Origin of the sequence: Phyllobacterium sp. UNC302MFCol5.2 (assembly GCF_000686005.1) — a bacterium.
GTDB classification, from domain to species: domain Bacteria; phylum Pseudomonadota; class Alphaproteobacteria; order Rhizobiales; family Rhizobiaceae; genus Phyllobacterium; species Phyllobacterium pellucidum.
This window is the reverse complement of record NZ_JMLL01000013.1, coordinates 173,343-195,835: the sequence shown is the minus strand read 5'-3', so window position 1 is coordinate 195,835 and position 22,493 is coordinate 173,343. Positions and strand designations below refer to the sequence as shown.

The 22,493-nt window shown below is 59.0% G+C and carries 23 protein-coding genes; 8 read left to right on the top strand and 15 right to left on the bottom strand.

The genetic code is table 11. The features are described from left to right. Positions 1-19: 19 nt before the first annotated feature. The 11 genes from BR48_RS26335 to BR48_RS0117595 all read right to left on the bottom strand — a co-directional run bounded on the left by BR48_RS26335 (position 20) and on the right by BR48_RS0117595 (position 8,347). The gene (locus BR48_RS26335) at positions 20-202 is read right to left on the bottom strand and encodes a hypothetical protein (RefSeq protein WP_155810917.1); all 183 of its coding nucleotides are present in this window, start codon (positions 200-202) and stop codon (positions 20-22) included. 326 nt (positions 203-528) lie between these two features. Further along, on the bottom strand, positions 529-708 hold the full coding sequence (locus tag BR48_RS0117640; RefSeq protein WP_027232520.1) for a hypothetical protein: 180 nt from the start codon (positions 706-708) through the stop codon (positions 529-531). Between the two features lie 73 nt (positions 709-781). Further along, the gene (locus tag BR48_RS0117635) at positions 782-1,147 is read right to left on the bottom strand and encodes a GFA family protein (protein ID WP_027232519.1); all 366 of its coding nucleotides are present in this window, start codon (positions 1,145-1,147) and stop codon (positions 782-784) included. A gap of 53 nt (positions 1,148-1,200) precedes the next feature. After that, entirely contained in the window at positions 1,201-2,376 is a 1,176-nt protein-coding gene (locus BR48_RS0117630) for an NAD(P)/FAD-dependent oxidoreductase (RefSeq protein ID WP_027232518.1), read from the bottom strand. Further along, the gene (locus tag BR48_RS0117625; RefSeq protein ID WP_027232517.1) at positions 2,373-3,167 is read right to left on the bottom strand and encodes a YdcF family protein; all 795 of its coding nucleotides are present in this window, start codon (positions 3,165-3,167) and stop codon (positions 2,373-2,375) included. The genes BR48_RS0117630 and BR48_RS0117625 overlap by 4 nt, the downstream gene beginning before the upstream one ends. After that, positions 3,167-3,646 carry a GNAT family N-acetyltransferase gene (locus tag BR48_RS0117620; protein WP_027232516.1) on the bottom strand — a complete coding sequence of 160 codons (480 nt, stop codon included), beginning with the start codon at positions 3,644-3,646 and terminating at the stop codon, positions 3,167-3,169. Before BR48_RS0117620 ends, BR48_RS0117625 begins: the two co-directional genes overlap by 1 nt. After that, on the bottom strand, positions 3,637-5,118 hold the full coding sequence (gatA, locus tag BR48_RS0117615; RefSeq protein ID WP_027232515.1) for an Asp-tRNA(Asn)/Glu-tRNA(Gln) amidotransferase subunit GatA: 1,482 nt from the start codon (positions 5,116-5,118) through the stop codon (positions 3,637-3,639). Before gatA ends, BR48_RS0117620 begins: the two co-directional genes overlap by 10 nt. Positions 5,119-5,136: 18 nt before the next feature. Then, positions 5,137-5,619, bottom strand: a complete 483-nt coding sequence (locus tag BR48_RS0117610; protein WP_027232514.1) for a GNAT family N-acetyltransferase — start codon at positions 5,617-5,619, stop codon at positions 5,137-5,139. A 5-nt stretch (positions 5,620-5,624) separates the two neighbouring features. Beyond that, positions 5,625-5,912 carry an Asp-tRNA(Asn)/Glu-tRNA(Gln) amidotransferase subunit GatC gene (gatC, locus tag BR48_RS0117605; protein WP_027232513.1) on the bottom strand — a complete coding sequence of 96 codons (288 nt, stop codon included), beginning with the start codon at positions 5,910-5,912 and terminating at the stop codon, positions 5,625-5,627. A gap of 86 nt (positions 5,913-5,998) precedes the next feature. Continuing rightward, complete coding sequence (locus BR48_RS0117600; protein WP_027232512.1) at positions 5,999-7,591, bottom strand: hypothetical protein; 1,593 nt, start codon at positions 7,589-7,591, stop codon at positions 5,999-6,001. A 51-nt stretch (positions 7,592-7,642) separates the two neighbouring features. Continuing rightward, positions 7,643-8,347, bottom strand: a complete 705-nt coding sequence (locus BR48_RS0117595) for a metal-dependent hydrolase (protein ID WP_027232511.1) — start codon at positions 8,345-8,347, stop codon at positions 7,643-7,645. A gap of 117 nt (positions 8,348-8,464) precedes the next feature. Between BR48_RS0117595 and ruvX the strand changes: the two genes are divergently transcribed. Then, positions 8,465-8,965, top strand: coding sequence for a Holliday junction resolvase RuvX (ruvX, locus tag BR48_RS0117590; protein WP_027232510.1), 501 nt, complete (start codon positions 8,465-8,467; stop codon positions 8,963-8,965). Here the strand turns inward: ruvX and BR48_RS0117585 are convergent. From BR48_RS0117585 to BR48_RS0117575, 3 genes are all read right to left on the bottom strand, one after another. Next, positions 8,929-9,252 (bottom strand): DUF6105 family protein, encoded by a 324-nt coding sequence (locus tag BR48_RS0117585; RefSeq protein WP_027232509.1) that lies wholly within the window; start codon positions 9,250-9,252, stop codon positions 8,929-8,931. The genes ruvX and BR48_RS0117585 overlap by 37 nt on opposite strands. 282 nt (positions 9,253-9,534) lie before the next feature. Next, entirely contained in the window at positions 9,535-11,166 is a 1,632-nt protein-coding gene (locus BR48_RS0117580; protein ID WP_027232508.1) for an acyl-CoA dehydrogenase family protein, read from the bottom strand. Between the two features lie 167 nt (positions 11,167-11,333). Continuing rightward, positions 11,334-12,398 carry a hypothetical protein gene (locus BR48_RS0117575; protein WP_027232507.1) on the bottom strand — a complete coding sequence of 355 codons (1,065 nt, stop codon included), beginning with the start codon at positions 12,396-12,398 and terminating at the stop codon, positions 11,334-11,336. A gap of 196 nt (positions 12,399-12,594) precedes the next feature. Between BR48_RS0117575 and BR48_RS0117570 the strand changes: the two genes are divergently transcribed. The 4 genes from BR48_RS0117570 to dprA are packed head-to-tail and all read left to right on the top strand — an operon-like array spanning position 12,595 to position 16,609. Beyond that, positions 12,595-13,560 carry an aspartate carbamoyltransferase catalytic subunit gene (locus BR48_RS0117570; protein WP_027232506.1) on the top strand — a complete coding sequence of 322 codons (966 nt, stop codon included), beginning with the start codon at positions 12,595-12,597 and terminating at the stop codon, positions 13,558-13,560. Beyond that, a complete protein-coding gene (locus tag BR48_RS0117565) occupies positions 13,557-14,843 on the top strand; it encodes a dihydroorotase (RefSeq protein WP_027232505.1) in 1,287 nt (428 codons plus the stop codon). The genes BR48_RS0117570 and BR48_RS0117565 overlap by 4 nt, the downstream gene beginning before the upstream one ends. A 21-nt stretch (positions 14,844-14,864) precedes the next feature. Then, on the top strand, positions 14,865-15,479 hold the full coding sequence (plsY, locus tag BR48_RS0117560; RefSeq protein ID WP_027232504.1) for a glycerol-3-phosphate 1-O-acyltransferase PlsY: 615 nt from the start codon (positions 14,865-14,867) through the stop codon (positions 15,477-15,479). Continuing rightward, positions 15,476-16,609 carry a DNA-processing protein DprA gene (dprA, locus tag BR48_RS0117555; protein ID WP_027232503.1) on the top strand — a complete coding sequence of 378 codons (1,134 nt, stop codon included), beginning with the start codon at positions 15,476-15,478 and terminating at the stop codon, positions 16,607-16,609. The genes plsY and dprA overlap by 4 nt, the downstream gene beginning before the upstream one ends. On the opposite strand, the gene BR48_RS0117550 is transcribed toward dprA, so the two are convergent. Beyond that, positions 16,577-16,777 carry a hypothetical protein gene (locus BR48_RS0117550; protein WP_081815942.1) on the bottom strand — a complete coding sequence of 67 codons (201 nt, stop codon included), beginning with the start codon at positions 16,775-16,777 and terminating at the stop codon, positions 16,577-16,579. The two genes, dprA and BR48_RS0117550, sit on opposite strands and share 33 nt — an antisense overlap. 323 nt (positions 16,778-17,100) lie before the next feature. Between BR48_RS0117550 and topA the strand changes: the two genes are divergently transcribed. Genes topA through BR48_RS0117535 form a run of 3 tightly spaced genes read left to right on the top strand, consistent with a single transcriptional unit; the run spans position 17,101 to position 22,490 of the window. Beyond that, positions 17,101-19,725, top strand: a complete 2,625-nt coding sequence (gene topA / locus BR48_RS0117545; protein WP_027232501.1) for a type I DNA topoisomerase — start codon at positions 17,101-17,103, stop codon at positions 19,723-19,725. 9 nt (positions 19,726-19,734) lie between these two features. Then, complete coding sequence (rnr, locus tag BR48_RS0117540) at positions 19,735-22,059, top strand: ribonuclease R (protein ID WP_027232500.1); 2,325 nt, start codon at positions 19,735-19,737, stop codon at positions 22,057-22,059. Next, on the top strand, positions 22,056-22,490 hold the full coding sequence (locus BR48_RS0117535) for a DUF983 domain-containing protein (RefSeq protein WP_027232499.1): 435 nt from the start codon (positions 22,056-22,058) through the stop codon (positions 22,488-22,490). Before rnr ends, BR48_RS0117535 begins: the two co-directional genes overlap by 4 nt. Positions 22,491-22,493 lie beyond the last annotated feature (3 nt).

Here is a 22,493-nt window from a genome sequence, read left to right as displayed (position 1 = left end):
TTATGCAAGCGCAGGAAACTTAACGGCGGAAGCTAAAACCGCCGCTGGACTCGCGCAATATCTGCGAAATTGTCCGGCTTTCGCCAGGCTGGCTCAACTTCTTGGTCGCCTTGATCATGGTCGGCTTGGCTTTTGCAATGTTTGCAATCTTCAGTACATTTGTATCTGGCAATGATGATGTGTCTTTAGTTATTGTTATCATTCCGCAACATCTCCACTTCGAACTACTCCGTCAAACAGAGTACTCTTCCCTCAGCAGACGCATTTGTCCGCTACATGCTATACAAATAGGGGATCTAAACCGATTTAACAAATCACTCTTTGTATCGAATTTTGACCTATATTTGAATAAAACCAGTAAATTGCGAATAGTTTCCCCGCCGATGAATAAGCGTGATGTTCATTGCGTAAAAGCGGCCCCACGCGTAATAAAATTGCGCTCACGGGATCGTAGGGGCCTGGAAATGCAGGGATAAGGCGGTCAGGATAAGATGCTGGCCGTTACAGACAAAGTCGTTCAGGAACCGTTCAGCTTGCGGTAATTCCGACCTTCTTCTGAATTTCGTCAGTAGTTTCCTTGACGAAGAAGGTCAACCCGGCCGTGATCGTTACAATATGCGTTCCGGTACCATAGGGATTGAATGAAACAACGTGATTGAAATTTACGGTAACGCGGTCGCCATTAACGTCAGTCAGATTGATCCACATGGCCTGCCTCCCAGTTTGACTGAAACATCGCCCCGGGGTCAGGGAAGCAGGATTCTCGACCGGAGGCAACGACTTACCAGAGATTTCTCCCGTCAACCGTTTTGACCGGCAGCGAGGCGATATCGAAATCGTCGAACAGCCGAACATTGACGCTGGTGCGCGGATGTTCGAAATCCGGCTTTAAGTCGACCCAGGTCGGCAGTACCGAGAACGTGCCGCAACCGCATACGAGGCAATGATGGTGTTTGCTGAAGCCTCTGCGCGAGTAAACGGCATCCGCTTCGGGCGTTATCGAGAGCTTGACCTGATCCGGCGTGTAATAGGCCCACAGCGCCCCGCGCTTGGTACAGAAGGTACACGTGCAGGCGGTTACGGATGCCGGCTTTTCACTGACCTCGAATTTGATGGCGCCGCAATGGCAGCTTGCATGAATGGTCATGATTGCCTCCCTCAGGCGAAATAGTCATCATCAGAATTTCAGCTTATGCAGGTTTATGCAACCTGACCCGCCGCCCAGCCTGACGACCAGGCCCACTGGAAATTATAGCCGCCGAGCCAACCGGTTACATCGACAACCTCACCGATGAAATAAAGTCCCCTGTGCGACTTTGCCTCCATCGTTTTCTGGTCGAGATGGTCTGTGTCGACGCCCCCGAGCGTGACCTCCGCCGTGCGATAGCCTTCCGAGCCGGCCGGCTTGACCTGCCAATCGTTCACGGCCTTTTCGACGGCCAGGAGTTGCTTGTCCGAAAGGTCGGCAAGGTGCGTATCGATCTTGCTGTTTTCCGCAATAAGCTGCGCAAGTCGCTTCGGCAGAAGCTCCGCCAGCGCAGTCTGCAGGGCTTGTTTGCCATTGCGCGAGCGCGCGCCGCGCAAGGCCTCGAAGACCTTGGTGCCAGGCAGCATCGCCACAGAGATCGTATCGCCTTCCCGCCAAAAAGACGAAATCTGCAGGATCGCCGGGCCGCTGAGGCCGCGATGCGTAAAGAGCATCGCCTCGGCAAAACTGGTGCGTCCATGCGTAACCACCGCATCGACCGAAACGCCAGAGAGGGGCTTGATCGGTGCAAGCGTCTTCTCGTCGAAGGTCAGCGGCACCAGCGCCGGCCGGGTCTCCGTGACAGGGATACCGAACTGGCGGGCGATATCGTAGCCAAATCCAGTCGCACCCATTTTCGGAATGGATTTTCCGCCGCAAGCGACAACAAGCGATGCACACCTGACCTTCTGCCCATCGAGGTCGATACTGTAGCCTTCGGAGATCGGTTCGATTGAACTTGCCGTTGTGCGTAGACGCATTTCCACGCCCGCACGCTTCATTTCCGTGACGAGCAAGTCGATGATCTGCCTGGACGAGCCATCACAGAACAGCTGTCCCAGCGTCTTTTCATGCCAGGCAATGGCGTGACGATCGACGAGGGCTATAAAATCCCGCTGCGTGTACCGGCGCAGGGCCGATATGCAGAAGTGGCGGTTCTTGCTGATGTAATTCTGCGGCGCGGCATTGAGATTGGTGAAGTTGCAGCGCCCACCCCCCGATATCCGGATTTTCTCGCCGGGCGCAGCGGCGTGATCGATGATCAGCACTGAACGTCCACGTTTTCCCGCTTCAATGGCACACATCATGCCGGCAGCCCCGGCGCCGATGATAAGGACGTCCACCTTCATGGCGAGGGAACCAGTTGGTCGATACGTCCGGTCAGCCGATAGACAGCGAGACCAATCCATTCGCGCAGCGCCATAGAGAGGTTCTGCAGCGAATCCTGGGCATTGTCCTGGGCGATGCCGAGGTGCTCCTTGCCCGAAGTCCGGTAATCGGACGGCCACGGCAGGACATTGAAGCCAGCTTTGCGAAAGAGGCCCATCGAACGGGGCATATGAAACGCCGATGTAACCAGTAGCCAGGTTTGGTCGGGCTTCGCGTCAACCATGGCTTTGGTGAACATTGCATTCTCGTAGGTGTTGCGCGACTTGGATTCGAGCAGAAGGCGCTCGGGCGCGACGCCAAGAGCAGTCAGCAAGCGCGGCGCGGTCACGCCGTCCGCTTCTCCGTCGAGGATCAGGTCACCCGCACCACCGGTGACGACCACCTTCGCCTCTGGAAATCGCCGCGCGAGAATGGCCGCCTCGATGAAGCGATCGCCGCTGCCGTTGAGCTCATAGCCGCCACGGACGAGATTAATTCCGGCCTCGAAGCCGCCGCCGAGGACGATGATGCCGTCGATCCTGTCCGGCATGGTCACAGGGCGCTGGAAGCGGTCTTCAAGCGGATGCATCATCAGTGCGCCGACCGATGTCCAGGCGCCGACGCCGAGAATAAGAAACGACAGGCCAGCCGTTGCCAGTGCGAGGCGCCTGCGAGACAGGAGAATTGCCAGAAACGCCAGTCCCGCCAGCAAGATCGAGAAGTTGAGCGGCTGCGCAAAGAACCAGAAGATTTTCGAGGCGGCAAAGAACATCAGCCAAGCTCCGCCAGCATGTGCACCTTCTCGATTTCGCGCTCAAGGCTGGTCGACCATTCAAGGCCCTGTTCGATGATCGCGAAACCTTCGCGCCGGTAAAGCCGAATGGCACCGGAATTGCGGGCATGCGTGCTGATGCGGGCTTTCGCATATCCAGCATCTGCTATCGCCATCTTGAGAACCCGCAGGAGTTGCGAACCAATGCCCTGCCCCTGAACGGCAGGTTCGACCCAAAGGTCGGAAATATAGTCATTATCCTTTTCGCGAGCACCCCATCCGACGATGGTTGTATCGACTTCGGCAACCGTCACGTGCTGATAGGAACTTTCGGCAAAGGACTGAAACGCCCGTTCGACATGCGAACGCATGCCCGGCAATTCAGGCTCGAACGAGAAGATGTTGGATGCCCAGGCGCGGGAGCCGACTGCGGCAATTGCCGCGATGTCGGCTTCTGTTGCGCGCCTGATTACCACCATTTCGGAGCGGTGAATTTTCCGGCTGCCTGCTCGATGACGTAGCCCGCCTGAAAGAGCGTTTCCTCATCGAACGGCCGCCCAATGAGCTGCAATCCAAGCGGCAGACCCTTGGCATCGAGACCCGCGGGTATGGCGATGCCGGGCAGGCCGGCCATGTTCACCGTGACGGTGAAGATGTCGTTGAGGTACATTTTCACCGGATCGGCCGCCATGTCCTGATCGGCGATGCCAAATGCCGCCGATGGCGTAGCCGGCGTCAGGATCGCATGGACGCCCGCATGGAAGGCATCCTCGAAATCCTTCTTGATCAGCGTGCGCACCTTCTGCGCCTTCAGGTAATAGGCGTCGTAATAGCCGGCCGACAGCACGTAGGTGCCAATCATTACGCGGCGCTTCACCTCTTCGCCGAAGCCGGTGGCGCGCGTCTTTTCGTACATATCGACGATGTCCTTGCCCGGCACGCGCAGACCGTAGCGTACGCCGTCATAACGGGCGAGGTTCGACGATGCCTCCGCCGGCGCAACGATGTAGTACGCCGGGAGCGCATATTTCGTGTGCGGCAAGGATATGTCGACGATCGAAGCGCCTGCATCCTTCAGCCAGGCAATGCCCTGTTGCCAGAGCTTTTCGATCTCCTCCGGCATGCCCTCGACGCGGTATTCCTTCGGAATGCCGATCTTGATGCCGGCGAGCGGCTTGCCGATGGCGGCTTCGTAGTCCGGAACCGCGATATCGACCGAAGTCGTGTCCTTCGGATCGACCGAAGCCATGGACTTCAGCAGAATCGCAGCGTCGCGCACGTCCCGTGCGATCGGCCCAGCCTGGTCCAGCGACGAGGCGAAGGCAACGATGCCCCAGCGCGAGCAGCGGCCATAGGTCGGCTTGATGCCGACGGTGCCGGTAAAGGCCGCGGGCTGGCGGATGGAACCGCCGGTATCGGTCGCCGTCGCGCCGGCGCAGAGATGGGCAGCAACGGCAGCAGCCGAACCGCCGGACGATCCACCCGGTACGAGGTCCAGATTCGAGCCATTGGCGCGCCACGGGTTCTTTACGGGGCCGTAATAGGAGGTCTCGTTCGACGAGCCCATGGCGAACTCGTCCATGTTAAGCTTGCCGAGCATGACGGCGCCGTCGGACCAGAGATTTGCCGTGACGGTCGATTCATAGTGCGGCTTGAAGCCGTCGAGAATATGCGAACCTGCTTGGGTGTGCACGCCTTCGGTGCCGAACAGGTCCTTGATGCCGAGCGGAATGCCTTCAAGCGCCCCAGCCTGCCCGGCCGCGAGCCGCGCGTCCGATGCCTTGGCCATTTCCAGCGCCTTTTCCGGCGTCTGAGCGACATAGGTGTTCAGGGCATCGTTCGCGTTCTCGATCGCCTGAATATAGGCGCCAGTGAGTTCCGTGGCGGTGATCGCCTTCGCCTTCAACTGGTCGCGCGCCTCGGCAATGGTGAGAGCGGTCAAATCGGTCATATCAGAGACTGGTCCTGTCTATTGGGCCGGCGTCAGCGCCAGCCGCTTCTCGTAAAATGCACTGTGTTCGGAATCCGGATAGTCGAGCACGACGCCGCAACGGGTGAACCCCGCGCGCTGGTAGAGCCGCCACGCCGCGTCGAAGCCCGGCCCGACGCCGGTCTCAAGCACGAGGTGCGTGACGCCCCTTTCCACCGCAACGGCCGTAATCGCCTCGAGCAAAGCCGATCCCACGCGCTGGCCGCGAACGGTTGGCCGCGTAAACATGCGCTTGATCTCGCCAAGCCCGTCTGCATGCTCTTTAAGCGCGCCGCACCCGATGGCAAAGCCCGATTCATCGCGCGCGACGAAAACGGTCGTATCGGCGCCCGCCATTTCCTCAACGGTCATCTTGAACTGGAACTCGACCGGAGAAAGCGGCAACAGATGCGCATTAAGGTCGGCAACAAGCGACCTTACATCATCCTGCAATGGAGTTTCGATGGCTATGGAGATGGCCATTGGTCTTACTCCACGACCTTCGGAACGACGAAGAAATTTTCCTCGTGGATCGGCGCGTTGGCGACGATATCGGCAGCCTTGCCACCGTCATCGACCTCGTCGCGACGCTTCTTCATCGCGATGGGCGTTACCGACGTCATCGGCTCGACACCTTCGACGTTAACCTCGTCAAGTTGTTCCACGAAGCCGAGAATGGCGTTCAGCTGACCGGTCATGCGCTCAACATCGGCTTCGCTCACGGCAATCCGGGCGAGATGCGCGACGCGCTTGACGGTGGATACGTCGACAGACATGGGACTTCCTAAAGTTCGGGTTTTTCTTCCAGAGCTATAGTGTCCGTCGCGCCCGAGCGCAACGGACAAGACGCAGTGAAACGGGCCTATTGCTTCGGAGCATTCGCGTCATCGCTATCGCTCCCGGCATCCGGATCGATAATATTGTCGTCGAGCGTCGTTCCATCGAGCGCGTCATCATCGTCGGGTGTTGCGACCGGATCGGGTCCCTTGACAGGATTGCCATTGACGCTGACCGACCCATCCGCCTGTTGATCGACGATCCACTGCATATGCCCGTTCGGCAGTTGCGTGCCGAAATCCTTCGCAAGCTTGGCAAAGACGACGTAATTCTTGACCTCTGGCTCATGCTCGGCGGCGTTGTTCAGCCGATCGAGCGCGGCATCGAATCCGGCCATTTCCCAAGTGGTGCGGCTTGTCGGCTTCATGCCGGCAAAGGATACTTCGCCCTCCACGGTGATTTCACTTTCGGCGGTCCGAACCATGCTCTTGTCGATAACCACCTTGGGCGGATTGGTCACAAAGGCCGCAGCGGCATTTGATTCAAATGCATCGGAAAACGGCTCGTCGCGGCGCAAATCCATATCCGCAACAGCGGCCTTCACCAGCGTGTCCAGATCAACGCTTTCCGCACCAAAGGCAAGTTCGACATCGGTTGGCAATAACGGCTTGGCCCAATCGGGTATGGGCAAGGGTGGATAGGTGAGGCCGTTGGTGCGAAGCGCAACGTGATAGCCACCGTCCTTGCCGACACCGTCGAAATCCACTTCCTGCACGATGTTCTTGGCTGTGAATTTGCCGAGCGGCGTATCGATATCGAGCCCAGCGAACCGATATGTCCCCGTCAATTTCTCCCAGATCGGCAATACCGCAAGGATCTTGCCCTTCAGTTCCGCCTGCTGCGGGTCGGTCAGCGTCTTCGTGTCGGAATGGGCGACAAAATAAGCCCATAGGTCCAGAATTTCGAGATTGCGTGCGCCCTTGGCATCCGCTGAGTACGTCACTTCCCCGCTGCTGAAAACCACCTTCGACGGCGGTGCGGGAAGGGTCGGCGCCGGCGTAACAGCGCCATCATCCGGTGCCGCTGGAAGCGGGGATTTCAGCGAGATCGTTTCGACGAAGTTACCTGTGGTTTGAGTATAACCCATATCGACGCCGCCGGCAGGATTTGCCATCCCGTTCAATTGGCCTTTCACCGGGCCGGCAGTCACGTCGGCGGCTTGGGTACCGGCCGCCACCCTCATCTTCATGCCATCGTAGGAAAAATCGGACTTGCTGAATGTACCGAGTTTCGGGTCAAAAACACCGTTCATTTGGGCATTCTTGACCGACCAATACGTCGACCCCGTAAACGTTGACGTGTCGATCCAATCAGGAGGGGTTGCAGTCGATATGTTCCACGTTCCGTCGGCCAGCGGCCGGGCGAGCAGGTCAGAGCTAATAAAATCGCCATTAATGCCGCGACTGGGCATTCCTTTGAAAAGCTCCGCCAGGCTCAAGGTGATACGGTAGTTATCCCCGGCGGGCGCAACGTTCACGATCTTGCCCTCGATCGCGGACCGGCCGAAATATTTCGCCAGCGTATCGGCGAGCGCCTTCGCGCCATCCGCATCGACGGTTTGAGCGAATGCCGGCCAGGCCGATGTCATCAAGAGGGAAGCAAAAAGCAGTCTGCGCACGTCATTTCTCCAGGCGTCGATACGAGCCAGCGTTGATCTAGCAACTTCAATTCAAATGGTAAATTGCTGATTCGTTGTCGGAACTACGACTTTAGTTTCACCACCTTCCATTCCGGCCACGAATTTCTCCGGGGTCTGGTCGATTATGGGAAACGAGCCGTAATGACAGGGAATGGCGTGCTCGAACTTGAAATAGCGCCGCGCAGCAAGGGCCGCCACCGCACCACCCATGGTGAAACGGTCGCCAACCGGCAGAATGCCGATCTGCGGATTGTGCAGTTCGTTGATCAGCGCCATGTCCGAGAAGATATCGGTATCGCCCATGTGATAGAGCGTCGGATCGGCATCGAAATGCAGCACCACGCCGTTCGCGCTGCCGAGGGAATGCGACACGCCGTCTTCGGTCAACTGCGCCGACGAATGCAATGCGTTGACATAGGTGACGGTGAAGCCGTCATAGGAAACGGTACCGCCCGTATTGGTAGGATCGACCCGGGCGACGCCTTTTGAAGAGAGCCAGGACACAAGGTCGGCATTGCCAGTGACGAGTGCACCGGTTTCCTTGGCCAGCGCGATCGTGTCGCCCACGTGATCGCCATGGCCATGCGTCAGGATGATGTGATCGACGCCCTTGGTCGCTTCCTTGATGTCCACGCCCTTGGCGCCGGGGTTCCCGTTCAGGAACGGATCGATCAGAATCGTGTTCTTTGTGGTTTCGAGCCGGAAAGCCGAATGGCCAAGCCAGGTAATTTTCATGTCTTTATCCCTTCATTCACTGGATGCTCGCCACGCTGCCGTAGAAGCGGTATGTGTCAGGTGTGCCGGATTAAAGCGATCGATCGATCCGCATTGCAAGTGCAGGAAGCAATCAAATTGACGGTATTGGCAATTGAAGAACTTGAGACGCGCGTGGCGGAGGGTAAGACGCTCGCCGGTCTTGACCTTGGGACCAAGACGATCGGCATCGCGATTTCAGATCGCGGCTTCTCGTTTGCCAACCCACGCCCTGTATTGAGACGCAGCAAGTTCACGCACGATGCTCAGGATTTGCTGAAAGCGTTCAATGCCGACAATGTCGGCGCCATTATCATCGGGCTGCCGGTAAACATGGATGGCAGCGAAGGTCCGCGGGCGCAGGCGACCCGCGCCTTCGTGCGCAATATGGAAAAGCTGACGGAACTTCCATTTGTCTATTGGGACGAGCGTCTGTCGACGGTTGCGGCCGAGCGCGTTCTGATCGGAATGGACGTATCGCGCCAGAAGCGGGCCGACCGCATCGATTCAGCCGCTGCATCCTTTATCTTGCAGGGCGCGTTGGACCGCCTGCGGGCGCTGCGTCAGGAAACCGATATTGACGGAAGTTCCTTCCCATAGCCAGCCCGCGCTGCGCGCCATTCCTTTACCCAAGCAATGATCTTGCGGCGACGGCGGAAAGCGATGAGGCCAAGGACCAGGCCGGTGTCGATGATACAAGCACGCGCAACCAGAGGTGGAATGCTTTCCGGCGCTATGCCGAGCGCCTGCCCGTAAATCTGAAACACCAGGTCATGCATCTCACGGCTGAAAAAATACATGCCCATGCTGAGATCGTAATATGACAGGAAATACCATCCCCAAAGGAAAGTCAGCGGTCCCGCCCAGAAAATCAGGAAGCTGCGCATTCAGTAACTCCTCCAAGGGAAGCTCATAATCACTTTATCTTAACCCTACGAATTTGCAGTGCAATTTCGAACGACAGTGTTATCGTTTAAGAAGTGAACCGCAATGTAAACCGTTTGTTAAGGTTAATTTACAAAAATTTAATTCAAATTGAAGCTATTAGCGAGCCCCCGTGCGCGCTCGGGATGCATTTTGTGCGTCACTTTCCAATTTTTCTGACAATGAAGATGCTGCACGCGGTGCGTGCACTGCGCGGTCAAAGGTTCTGCGGCTTCCCCTGAGAATCAGGAAGCGCCCGGATAAAGCGAATTTACGATGTTCTTGGCGTTGTGGCGCGCGTCGAGCATGCCGTAGGTCGTGCGCCACTGGCCGCCGAGCCGCGTTTCGATAAAGGCGTCAGCTATATCTTCCGAATGGAGATAGCGCAGTTCCGCACCGGCCGCCGCCAGTGCAAGCTGCTCGGTCAGAATACGGGCAGCACCTTCATCGTTCTCGGTGACGCGCATGGCTGCGCGCAGCACTTCGACTGTGCCCTGGCCGCCCCGTCCGAGTTGGGCCCCGATCCAGTTCAGCACTTCATCGAAAAGCTGCGGACCACGTTTGAGAACGCGAACAACATCCAGTGCCATGACATTGCCCGAGCCCTCCCAGATCGCATTGACCGGGGCCTCGCGATAGTAGCGTGCGAGATTGCCTTCCTCGATGTAACCGTTGCCGCCGAGGCACTCCATCGTCTCATAGAGCATCGCAGGTGCGATCTTTGCCACCCAGTATTTTACCACAGGGGTCATGACGCGGGCAAAGGCGGCTTCGCTGCGATCCTTGGCAGCATTATCGAATGCCCGCGCCAGGCGCATTGCAAGCGCCGTGGCAGCCGCGACATCGAGGGCCATATCGGCGAGCACGCGCAGCATGAGCGGCTTCTCGATGAGCGTCGTCTCGAACGCAACGCGGTGGCGCGCATGGTGCACCGCTTCCGCAAGTCCGGCACGCATCAGGCCTGCCGAAGCGATGGCGCAATCAAGCCGGGTGAGCGTCACCATGTCGATAATCGTTTTGACGCCCTCTCCTGGATTGCCGATCATCTGCCCAAGGGCACTCTCGAATTCGACTTCCGACGACGCATTCGAGCGATTGCCGAGCTTGTCCTTCAGCCGTTGAAAGCGGAACCCGTTCGAACTTCCGTCCGGAAGGATGCGCGGCACGAGAAAGCATGAAAGTCCCTCGCGGACCTGCGCTAGAACGAGGAAGGCATCGGACATCGGCGCTGACATGAACCATTTATGGCCGGTGATCCGATAAAAGCCGCTCCCATCCGGCTCGGCGCGCGTTGTGTTGGCCTGAACGTCGGTGCCGCCCTGCTTCTCGGTCATCCCCATACCGAGGGTGAGACCGGCCTTCTTTGCCGGCGACTTGTTGCTGGAATCATATTTGCGAGGCAGGATCAGCGGCGACCACTCGCGATAGAGCGTGGGCGATGCCATCAGGGCCGCGAGCGAAGCGCTCGTCATTGTCAGCGGACATAGATGGCCACACTCGAGTTGGGCCGTAAGGTAGAAGCGCGAGGCGCGCGCTTGATGGCGTACGCCTGATTCCGTCTTTCCGTCTTCCCATATCGAGGAATGCAGGCCCTGCGACACCGACCGGCGCATCAAGGCATGATAGGCAGGATGGTAATCGACGACGTCGATGCGCCGGCCCTGTCGGTCATGGGTGCGCAGCTTCGGCGTTTCCGCATTCGCCAGCCTCGCCAAATCCTGTGCATCGCTTGAAAGTACGAAGCGCCCGTTCTGTTCCAGTTCCTTGCGCACCTCCTGTGGGAAACGCTTGGTGATCTGCATCAGCAAGGGATCGCCGAGGTAGGCGTTAAGGCCGCTCATCGGCGGTGTCTGGTTGAGGACATCATGGGTTTTCAAGTAGCGGGTCCTGACTTGCTGTGGTAGTCGCACGCTCGTGTTTCAATCGGCATGCGGGTGCGCGCAGACTCTTTATCGTGCCAAGAATCTGACAAGCGGTTAACTCCCTCAATATATGATGTGTCCAGCGTTAGTCGATATCGGCCGCAAGCGAGAAAACCGTCGTCTCAACCGACCTTGTGCAAAAGCACTACGGCGACAAAGTGCTCATGCCGCCGCGGGTTCGACGCGAGGCTTGCTTCCATTCTGCCGTAAAGCTCATCGACCAGAGCTGCCCGGTTCGGTTTGGCGCTGAGTGAGGACGCCACGGTTGGCCCCGAAAAAGCCCGCATCATACCGGTCCAGCCGCGCGCAAGCGGTAGTGGATCGCCGGTGCGCTCGAACGCATCCCAATGCAAGTCCGGCCCAGGCAGTATTTCCGAGCGCTCGATCCGCAGGCCGGCAAACGCGCCATCTCCTGTTGCAAAGGGCGCCCTGATATCGGCAAGTTTGCGCGGGGCCGTCGGAATATTGATATGCAGAAGATCGTTTTCCGAAAGAAGTCCATCGTGCTTCATGGAGAGCAAGGCGTGCCACAACTCGCTGGTCAGCCACTCCCAGCCAACCCTGTCTTCCGGCCGTCCCGGGAAAAGGCATAGTAGCCTGCCATCATGGCGCAGCTCCCTGGCCCGGCGCTGCAGGAATAGCCGCCAGTCGCGGGCTTGTTGAAGGAGTAATGCCTTGTGAACGTCCTCAAATTTGCTGTGAAGGGCAAAAATGTGGTCGGGAATGTCGACGGGGTGCTGGCTCATCCACTGCATGGTCCAGGAATTCCACCCAAGGTGCACCCGCCCCGGAGTAAAGAGGGGTTCATAGTAGCTGCGCCCGATCGCGGAGGGGAATATTCCCGTCGATCCCGTCATGTAGCTCTGCGGATCGCTTTCGAGGGCATTGAACAGCGATGTGAAGTCATTCGAGGGCAAATCCGTGTGGATCACCTCGATGGAACGCTCCTCACCGGCGCGCGCCCGCAGCGCCTGGATCGCAATTGCCACCGGATCCATCGAGTTCTTGCCCTGTGATGAGCCGTAGTCGACAATGACTAGCGGTTCGTCGCCGAAGGCTACGGAATTCGCCGCCGATTGCCACAGCGCCAGGGCCGCCGCGTTGCCGGCAGCCTGCATTGCCGAATGGCGATTATAGTATCCGCCGCCTTCCATGGCGGCGCGTGTCGGGATAATGCCATCTGACATCCTGCCCCCCATTGTATTCGCGTTGTCACTGGCAGAGGTGATTGTACGCCTCTTGGACAGCAGCAGCAAATGACGCCCGTTGCCGACGCAGCCACCTTTATGCTCCATTGTTCACAGCCATGTTGGCGATCAACAAGGATATGCGCGGTCCGATGCTTGCAGCAGCGGGGCATCGGGCCTATAGGGGGGACTCGCTATGACATTGGAAACGCTCCCACCTCCCTTCGCCCACCGCCATCTGCTTGGCATCAAGGGTCTTTCACCCCAAGACATAACGCAGCTTCTCGATCTTGCCGAAAGTGAGATTGCCGTTTCACGGCAGTCCGAGAAAAAGAAGAGCGTTCTGCGCGGCCGGACACAAATCAACCTCTTCTTCGAAGCCTCGACACGAACGCAATCGTCGTTCGAGCTTGCGGGCAAGCGTCTCGGAGCCGACGTCATGAACATGTCGGTCGGCAACTCATCAGTCAAAAAGGGCGAGACGCTGATCGACACGGCGATGACGCTCAATGCGATGCGGCCCGATATCCTGATCATCCGCCACTCTTCCGCCGGCGCCGCTGCTCTTCTGGCGCAGAAGGTTGGTTGCTCGGTGGTCAATGCCGGGGATGGGGCGCATGAACATCCGACCCAAGCGCTGCTCGATGCGCTGACGATCCGCCGTGCCAAGGGGAAAGTCGAGCGGCTGACAGTCGCGATCTGCGGCGATGTCCTGCATTCGCGCGTCGCCCGCTCGAATATCATTCTACTCAATGCCTTGGGCGCCCGCGTTCGCGTGGTTGCACCGTCCACATTGCTTCCTTCCGGCATTGCCCACATGGGCGCGGAGGTGTTCCACAACATGCAAGACGGCCTGAAAGACGCCGACGTGGTCATGATGTTGCGGCTTCAGCGCGAGCGCATGGCCGGATCATTCGTTCCGTCGGTGCGCGAATATTTCCGTTATCACGGGCTTGACCGCGAGAAACTCAAATACGCCAAGCCCGATGCGCTGGTCATGCATCCCGGTCCGATGAATCGCGGTGTCGAGATTGCTTCGGACGTTGCCGACGGCTCACAGAGTGTTATTCAGGAACAGGTGGAAATGGGCGTCGCCGTGCGCATGGCCGTGATGGAAGCGCTCCTCGACCCCCGCCGCAATGCGGAGGGAGTTGCAGGATGAGCACGACAGTTCTTCAGAACGCCCGTATTGTCGACCCGTCGCGCGGCCTCGACGAAATCGGGACCCTTATCATCGACGGCGACAGGATTGTCGCGAGCGGTGCGGATGCTCGTAACCAGGGCACAGCCGAAGGCGCAACGATAATCGACTGCAAGGGCAAATCTGTCCTCCCCGGTCTTGTCGATGCCCGCGTATTCATTGGGGAACCGGGGGCGGAACATCGCGAAACGATCGCGTCCGCCAGTCATGCTGCCGCCGCCGGCGGCGTCACCTCCATGATCATGATGCCCGATACCGACCCGGTCATCGACAATGTCGCCCTCGTCGAATTCGTGCTGCGTACCGCGCGCGACACAGCGGTCGTCAACGTCTATCCGGCCGCCGCAGTCACCAAGGGTCTCAACGGCGAGGAGATGACCGAGATCGGATTGCTCCGCGAAGCCGGAGCCGTCGCGATCAGCGAGGGCCGACACTCCATCGCCAATACGCAGTTGATGCGACGGGCACTGACCTATGCGCGCGATTTTGGTGTCGTGCTCGCGCACGAAGCCCAGGATCCCTACCTCGGCGTCAACGGGGTGATGAACGAGGGCCTATTCGCCAGCTGGCTCGGCCTTTCCGGAACGCCCCGCGAAGCGGAGGTTATCCCGATCGAGCGTGACATGCGGCTCGCCGCCCTTACCCAAGGCGCTTATCATGCGGCGCAGATCTCGACCGCCATGTCGGCGGAGGTCATCGCCAAGGCCAAGCAGGACGGTCTCAACGTGACCTCCGGTGTTTCGATCAACCACCTGTCGCTGAACGAGAACGATGTCGGCGAATTCCGCACCTTCTTCCGCTTGCAGCCGCCGCTGCGGCTCGAGGAGGACCGGCTTGCCATGGTGGAGGCGCTGCGCGAAGGCGTGATCGACATTATTGTGTCGGCCCACGATCCGCAGGATGTCGATACCAAGCGCCTGCCCTTTGCCGATGCCGCCGCCGGTGCGATCGGACTTGAAACGCTGCTCGGTGCGGCGCTGCGGCTGCACCACAACGGCGATGTACCGCTTCTGCGCATCGTCGAAGCGCTGTCGAGCGCGCCAGCCCGGATATTCGGCATCGAGGCCGGGTCGTTGCGGCCCGGCGCCAAAGCAGATGTGACCATAGTCGATCTTGACGAGCCGTGGGTTGTGAAGGAAGAAGATCTGCGGTCGCGCTCCAAGAACAGTTGCTTCGAAGGAGCACGGTTCCAGGGGCGCGTCATTCAGACATTCGTTGCAGGCAAATCAGTCTTCACTATCTAGAAGCCGCCAGGGGGGCGTTGCATGTCGGATTTTTCAGGCGGACCAGCAGGCGTTCCGCTTCTTCTCTTTGCACTGGCCTTCGGCTATCTGCTGGGTTCCATCCCGTTTGGCCTGATTTTGACGCGCATGGCAGGGCTCGGAGATGTCCGCAGCATTGGTTCGGGCAATATTGGCGCCACGAATGTGCTGCGCACGGGCAACAAGAAGCTGGCAGCGGCCACCCTGCTCCTTGACATGTTGAAGGGAACAGCCGCCGTGCTGATCGCCGGGATCGCCAGTCCGGAAGCGGCAATCGCAGCGGGCCTCGGTGCGTTCCTCGGCCATATTTTTCCAGTCTGGCTGAAGTTCAAGGGCGGCAAGGGCGTCGCCACATATCTGGGCGTTCTGCTCGGATTGTTCTGGCAGGGTGCATTGATCTTTGCCGCAGTCTGGCTTGGCGTGGCCTATGCCACGCGCTACTCGTCACTCGCCGCTCTTGTCGCGGCAGCGATTGTCCCGATCGCACTTTATATTATAGGCTTGCACCAGATAGCCGTGCTGTTCCTGATCCTTACCGTCATCGTCTTCATCAAGCACCGCGCCAATATCCAGCGTCTCATCGCTGGAACTGAGGGCAAGATCGGATCTAAAGGGTGAACGACGCCGCGAAAGGCATCCGCCTTTCTGACAGCCAGCGGCTGGCCTGGCTCCGTTTGCTCCGAAGCGACAATGTCGGCCCCGCGACCTTTCGCGATCTCATAGCCCATTGCGGATCAGCCGCTGCCGCATTGGAAATGCTTCCCGAACTCGTTCGGCGCGGTGGCGGGCACCGCCCGATTCGGATCGCTCCGGTCGAGGATGCCATGCGCGAAATGGAAGCCGCAGCTAAAACCGGTGCGCGCTTCGTCGGGATCGGCGAACCCGACTATCCGCGCTACTTGCGGCAATGCGATAATCCGCCTCCCCTCGTGGCAATCAAGGGCAATCCTGACGTTTTCCGGCTTCCGCCGGTTGCTATCGTCGGCGCCCGCAACGCCTCGCTGGTGGGTCTCAAATTTGCCCGCATGCTTGCGCGAGACCTCGGACAAGCGGGTTTCGCCGTGATCTCGGGCCTGGCGCGCGGCATCGATACCGCCGCCCATGAAGCAAGCCTCGACCATGGAACCGTCGCGGTCATGGCAGGCGGACTGGACATGCCCTACCCGCCGGAAAATCTTGACCTTTACGCAGCCATATCCAGTCGACACGGCGCTGCCATCAGCGAAATGCCTTTCGGCTGGGAGCCGCGTGCGCGGGATTTTCCACGGCGCAACAGAATCATCGCCGCACTGTCCCTGGGGCTCGTCGTGGTGGAAGCTGCAGAACGATCGGGTTCGCTCATCAGCGCCCGGCTTGCCGGCGAACTGGGACGGCACGTTTTCGCCGTTCCGGGCTCACCTTTCGATCCGAGGGCCAAGGGCACCAACGATCTTCTGAAGAATGGCGCGACGGTGACAACCTGCACGCAGGATGTGATCGACGGCCTCACGCCGCTTGTCGATCGACCGATCGCCGACCCGCCCGCCTTCCTCGCGCCGGAAATCGATTTCCCTTCGCTCAACCCACCTGATGAAAGCGACCGCGACCGCGTGGTCAATCTGCTTGGGCCTGTTCCGACCGAAATCGATGAGCTGATCCGTGCGAGTGGACTGCATCCTTCCCTGATCATGCTGATTCTGCTTGAGCTCGATCTTGCCGGACGTTTGCAACGCCACTCAGGCGGATATGTTTCGCTGGTTTATTCCTGAGTCCGAGCCCGTGTGGCGACGCAACTGGTCGCTGCCCTCGATGTAAGCGATCTCGATGAGGTAGGCCAACATGTCCAACCGGGTGTTTTGGGCCATCGTGCGGAGCTCACCGAGCATCTGCTGAATAAATCTGACGTTCTCGACTGGATTGATTTTGCTTTCGCTCATAATTACATCCTTGAAAAAGCCCATGCTGAAATGGCGCTATATTTGACCAGAAATCGCTTAATGTATAGCTACTTAAGTCCTTGTTTTTTATACTTTGCACACGTACACATCAAATAACCGGCCAAAAATCTCCGGGGCTCTTGCACCGCAAACGACAATACCATTAATTGTATTAGCTCGTTGAGCAACCCGTGGTTGCAATTGTCGATTTTTGAAGCCCAGACCTTGACGTTGCGCAGAAGCCTGTTCATTTCACAGACTTCTGTACCGGTGCGAAACCGGCACTTCTTTAATCAGACAAGGGCAGAAAGCTCGAATCCGTAATGAATCTCGTCGTCGTCGAATCGCCTACCAAGGCCAAATCAATCACCAAATATCTTGGCCCGGGCTACAAGGTCCTGGCCTCGTTCGGCCACGTGCGCGATCTGCCTGCCAAGGACGGCTCAGTCCTCCCCGACAATGATTTCTCGATGTCCTGGGAAGTAAGCTCCGAATCGTCAAAGCGGCTGAGCGATATCATCAAGGCATTGAAGGAGAGCGACACGCTCTTTCTTGCGACCGACCCTGATCGCGAGGGTGAGGCGATCTCCTGGCATGTGCTCGAGGTGCTGCAGCAAAAGAAGGCAATTGGTACAAAGGCGGTAAAACGTGTTGCATTCAACGCGGTTACCAAGGATTCGGTGCTCGAGGCCATTGCGAACCCCCGCGATATCGATATGCCGCTGGTCGATGCCTATCTCGCCCGCCGTGCGCTCGACTATCTGTTTGGCTTTACCCTCTCGCCCGTGCTTTGGCGCAAGCTGCCCGGCGCCCGTTCGGCTGGACGTGTCCAGTCCGTCACCCTGCGGCTCGTCGCGGATCGCGAAGCTGAGATCGAACGGTTTGTGCGCGAAGAATACTGGACGATCGCAGCGCACTTGAAGACGCCGCGCAACGACCTCTTTGAAGCGCGCCTTGTAGCAATCGACGACAAGAAGCTCGGCAAGCTCGACATCAAGAATGGCGAACAGGCCGGTGAGATTCGCGCCATGCTCGAAGGCGCTTCGTTTAAGGCGACCGCCGTTGAAGCAAAGCCGATAAAGCGCAGTCCCGGACCGCCCTTCACCACCTCCACTTTGCAGCAGGCAGCATCCGGACAATTGGGCTTTTCCTCCTCACGCACAATGCAGATCGCGCAGCGTCTTTACGAAGGCATGGACCTTGGCGGGGAAACCGCAGGTCTCATCACTTATATGCGTACTGACGGCGTTCAGATGGATCCGGAGGCGGTTCAGGCGGCACGCAAGACCATCGGCCGCGTCTTTGGCGACAAATATGTGCCGGAGAAGCCGCGTTACTATTCGACCAAGGCGAAGAATGCGCAGGAGGCTCATGAAGCCATCCGCCCGACGGACTTCAATCGCCATCCGAAGGACATGCGCAAGTTCCTCGATGATGATCAGGCGCGGCTTTATGAATTGATCTGGAAGCGCGCTATCGCGAGCCAGATGCAATCGGCCGACATCGAGCGTACGACCGTCGACATCGAGGCGCGGAACGGTTCCCGCCTGGCGCAATTGCGTGCGACAGGTTCGGTCGTCCGTTTTGACGGTTTCCTCGGAGCCTATGTCGATCACCGCGAGGAAGAGGATGTCGACGAAGACAGCGCCCGCCTGCCCGAGATCAGGGCTGGCGAGGCCCTCGCCCGCGAGAAGATCGAAGCCAGCCAACACTCGACGGAGCCACCGCCGCGTTATTCGGAAGCAACGCTCATCAAGAAGATGACCGAGCTCGGCATAGGCCGCCCGTCCACTTATGCGGCAACGATAACGACACTGCGCGACCGCGAATATATTGCGGTCGAGAAGCGCAAGCTTATCCCCGAGGCCAAGGGCCGGCTTGTGATCGCCTTCCTGGAAAGCTTCTTCAAGCGCTATGTCGAATATGATTTCACGGCGGACCTTGAGGAAAAGCTCGATGAAATCTCCGACGGCAAGCTCAAGTGGAAGGATGTCCTGCGCGATTTCTGGACCGATTTCTTCGGCTCCGTCGACGGTATCAAGGAATTGCGGGTCACCAACGTTCTCGACGCGCTCAATGAGGAACTCGGCCCGCTCGTCTTCCCGCCGCGTGAAGACGGCAGCGATCCGCGCATCTGCCAGGTGTGCGGAACGGGCAATCTTTCGCTGAAGCTTGGCAAATACGGCGCATTCGTCGGTTGCTCGAACTATCCCGAGTGCAAGTTCACGCGCCAGCTCGGCGGCAGTGAGGTGGCAAACGAGAACGGCAATAGCGGCGACGAGCCCAAGCTTCTCGGCAAGGATCCCTATACCGGCGAGGACATCACTGCACGCAGCGGCCGCTTCGGCCCCTATATTCAGCGCGGCGACGGCAAGGAGGCCAAGCGGGCAAGCCTGCCCAAGGGCTGGACGCTCGAAACGATCGACCACGAAAAAGCGCTGGCCCTATTGTCGCTGCCGCGTGATGTCGGGCAGCACCCCGAAACCGCCAAGATGATTTCCGCCGGGATCGGGCGGTACGGCCCGTATATCGCCCATGACGGCACCTATGCCAATCTCGAGAGCGCCGAGGACGTATTCTCTATCGGGCTCAACCGCGCCGTGACTGTTCTTGCTGAAAAGCAGGCGAAGGGTCCCGGTCGCGGCAGGGGAACACCCGCAGCGCTCAAGCAGCTCGGCGATCATCCTGATGGCGGTCCGATCACGGTGCGCGACGGGAAATATGGCCCTTACGTCAATTGGGGGAAGGTCAATGCGACATTGCCTAAGGGCAAGGATCCGGCTGTCGTTACGGTCGAAGAAGCGCTTGCCATGATTGCGGAAAAAGCGGGCTCCAAGGGCGGCAAGAAGGCGCCGGTGCGCAAGGCTGCCGCCAAGAAGGAACCCACTGCCAAAAAAACCGCCAAGAAGCCGGCGGCCAAAAAGGTTGCGGCGAAAAAGGCAAGTTAGGAAGCTGAATTGGCACGCCGTATCTCTCCACCCAGCGGAAAAAAGCGGCCTGCCAGTTCCGCAGACGCCAAGCGCGAATCCTTCTTGCCGAGCCGGGATGAGATTCTTGCCTTTATCAAGGAAAATCCGGACCTTGCCGGCAAGCGCGATATTGCCAAGGCATTCAACCTCAAGGGCGAGGCGCGGATTGTCCTGAAGGACATTCTCCGCGATCTTGCCGACGACGGCCTCGTCGAAAAGCGTGCCAAGCGTCTCGCTCTCCCCGGCAGCCTTCCCAACGTGGCCGTTCTGGATATCACCGGGCGGGAAAGCGACGGCGGACTCATTGCCAGGCCCGCGGAATGGGACCCCAATCATAATGATCGCCCGCCGGTTGTCTTCATTCGCGCCTCGCGGAACCAGAAGGGTCCCGCACCTGGCGTCGGCGATCGGGTCCTTGCGCGTATCTTTCATGGTGCCGATGCGTCGGGCCATGCCTATACGGCGCGCGTCATCAAGCGGATCGAACATCGCAAGGATGCAGTGCTTGGCGTCCTGCGCAAACTCGACAATGGCGAATGGCGGCTCGAGCCCGTCGAGCGTCGCCAGGTAGAGCTTTCGATCGATCCCGCGCAGCTGAACAATGCCAAGCCGAACGATCTTGTTGAAGTCGAGGTGCTGAAGGTCAGTCGGTATGGGCTCGCATTGGGCCGGATCACGCAAGTCATCGGGTCGGTGGCCAGTGAAAAAGCGCTGTCGATGATAGCGATCCACGAGCACGAGATACCGCACGTATTTCCAGACAGCGTCATCGCCGAAGCAGAGAAGGCAAAACCCGCGACAATGGAGCATCGCGAGGACTGGCGCGCGGTTCCCCTGGTGACGATCGACCCGGCCGACGCCAAGGACCACGACGATGCGGTCTATGCCGAGCCTGACACCGACGAGAAGAACCCCGGTGGCTATATCGTTACCGTCGCGATAGCCGACGTCGCCGCCTATGTGACGCCGGACTCTGCACTCGACCGCGAAGCGCTGAAGCGTGGCAACTCAGTCTATTTCCCCGACCGGGTCGTGCCCATGCTGCCGGAGCGCATTTCAAATGATCTTTGCTCGCTCAAGGAACTGGTCGATCGCCCTGCCCTCGCCGCCCGTATGATTTTCAGCGCGCAAGGCAAAAAGGTATCGCACAGTTTCCACCGCATCATGATGCGCTCGCATGCGCGGCTTGCCTATCCGCAGGCCCAGGCCGCGATAGACGGTTCACCGGATGAAAAGACGCAGCCCATCCTCGACACCATCCTGCGACCACTTTGGGACGCTTACGGCGTCCTGAAGCGCGGCCGGGATGCGCGCGAGCCGCTCGAACTCGACCTTCCGGAAAAGAAGATTCTGCTGACGCCGGAGGGTAAGGTCGACAAGGTCGTCGTGCCGCCGCGGCTCGACGCGCACAAGCTCATTGAAGAATTCATGATCCAGGCCAACGTGGCCGCAGCGGAAACACTCGAGCGCAAGAAGCAGCCGCTGATTTTCCGCATCCATGATGCGCCGTCGCTGGCAAAGCAGGAGACGCTGCGGGAATTTCTGCGCACGCTCGATATTTCTCTGGCGCGCGGTGCGGAGCTGCGCCCGAACCAGTTCAACAACATATTGAAACGGGTGGAAGGCAGCGAAAGCCAGGAACTGGTCAATCAGGTAGTGCTCAGATCCCAGTCGCAGGCCGAATACAATCCTGCGAACATTGGGCATTTCGGTCTCAATCTGCATCGTTATGCCCACTTCACGTCCCCGATCCGCCGCTATGCCGATTTGATCGTGCACCGGGCGCTGATCGCGGCGCTCGGTCTTGGTTCGGACGGCATCACGCCGAAGGAAGAAGCCGATCTTGCGGAAATTGCCGCGCTTATATCGACGGCGGAGCGGCGCGCTATGGCCGCCGAGCGCGACACGGTGGATCGCCTCATCGCGCACTATCTTGCCGACAAGGTCGGCGCGAGTTTCGAGGGGCGCGTGCAGGGCGTAACCAAGTCGGGGCTCTTCGTTTCGCTTGCGACATATGGTGCCGACGGCTTTATTCCCATTTCAACTTTGGGTGATGATTACTATCTTTACGACGAAACCAACCATGCCCTCTCTGGCGAACGAAGCGGAAAAGGCTTCAGACTTGGCGATGTCGTCGAAGTCCGGCTGGTAGAAGCATTGCCCGTAGCGGGCGCATTGCGGTTCGAAATGCTCTCCGAGCCTCACCCCGTACCAAGCGGGGTACGCTCGCATCACAAGGCAAAGCGCTTCGTGCGCGGAAACCAGAAGCGCCCATCCACCGTCTCGCGCGGAGGGCGAAGAGGCAGAGGATGACGACGATACAGACGTTTGGCGCAGGCACTGGCGAGACGCGGCCCGTTCGTCCCGTGGGACAGGCAATGTGGCGGGGCTTTCGCTGCCGCTGCCCCAATTGCGGCGAAGGCAAGCTCTTCCGTGCATTCGTCAAGTCCGTCGACAATTGCTCGGTGTGCGGCGAAGACTTTACCCACCAGCGCGCCGACGACTTTCCCGCCTACATCACCATCACGATTGTCGGACACGTCGTCCTCGGCGGGTTCCTCGCAGTCGAAACCCTCTTTATCCTGTCCAACTGGGTGCACCTGGCGATCTGGGTGCCCTTGACCATCATCATGTCGATTGCCCTGCTTCAGCCGATCAAGGGTGCGATCATCGGCCTTCAGTGGGCAAATTACATGCATGGCTTCGGCGGCGAGACCGACGATCTGGAACCATCGGACCAGTGACCT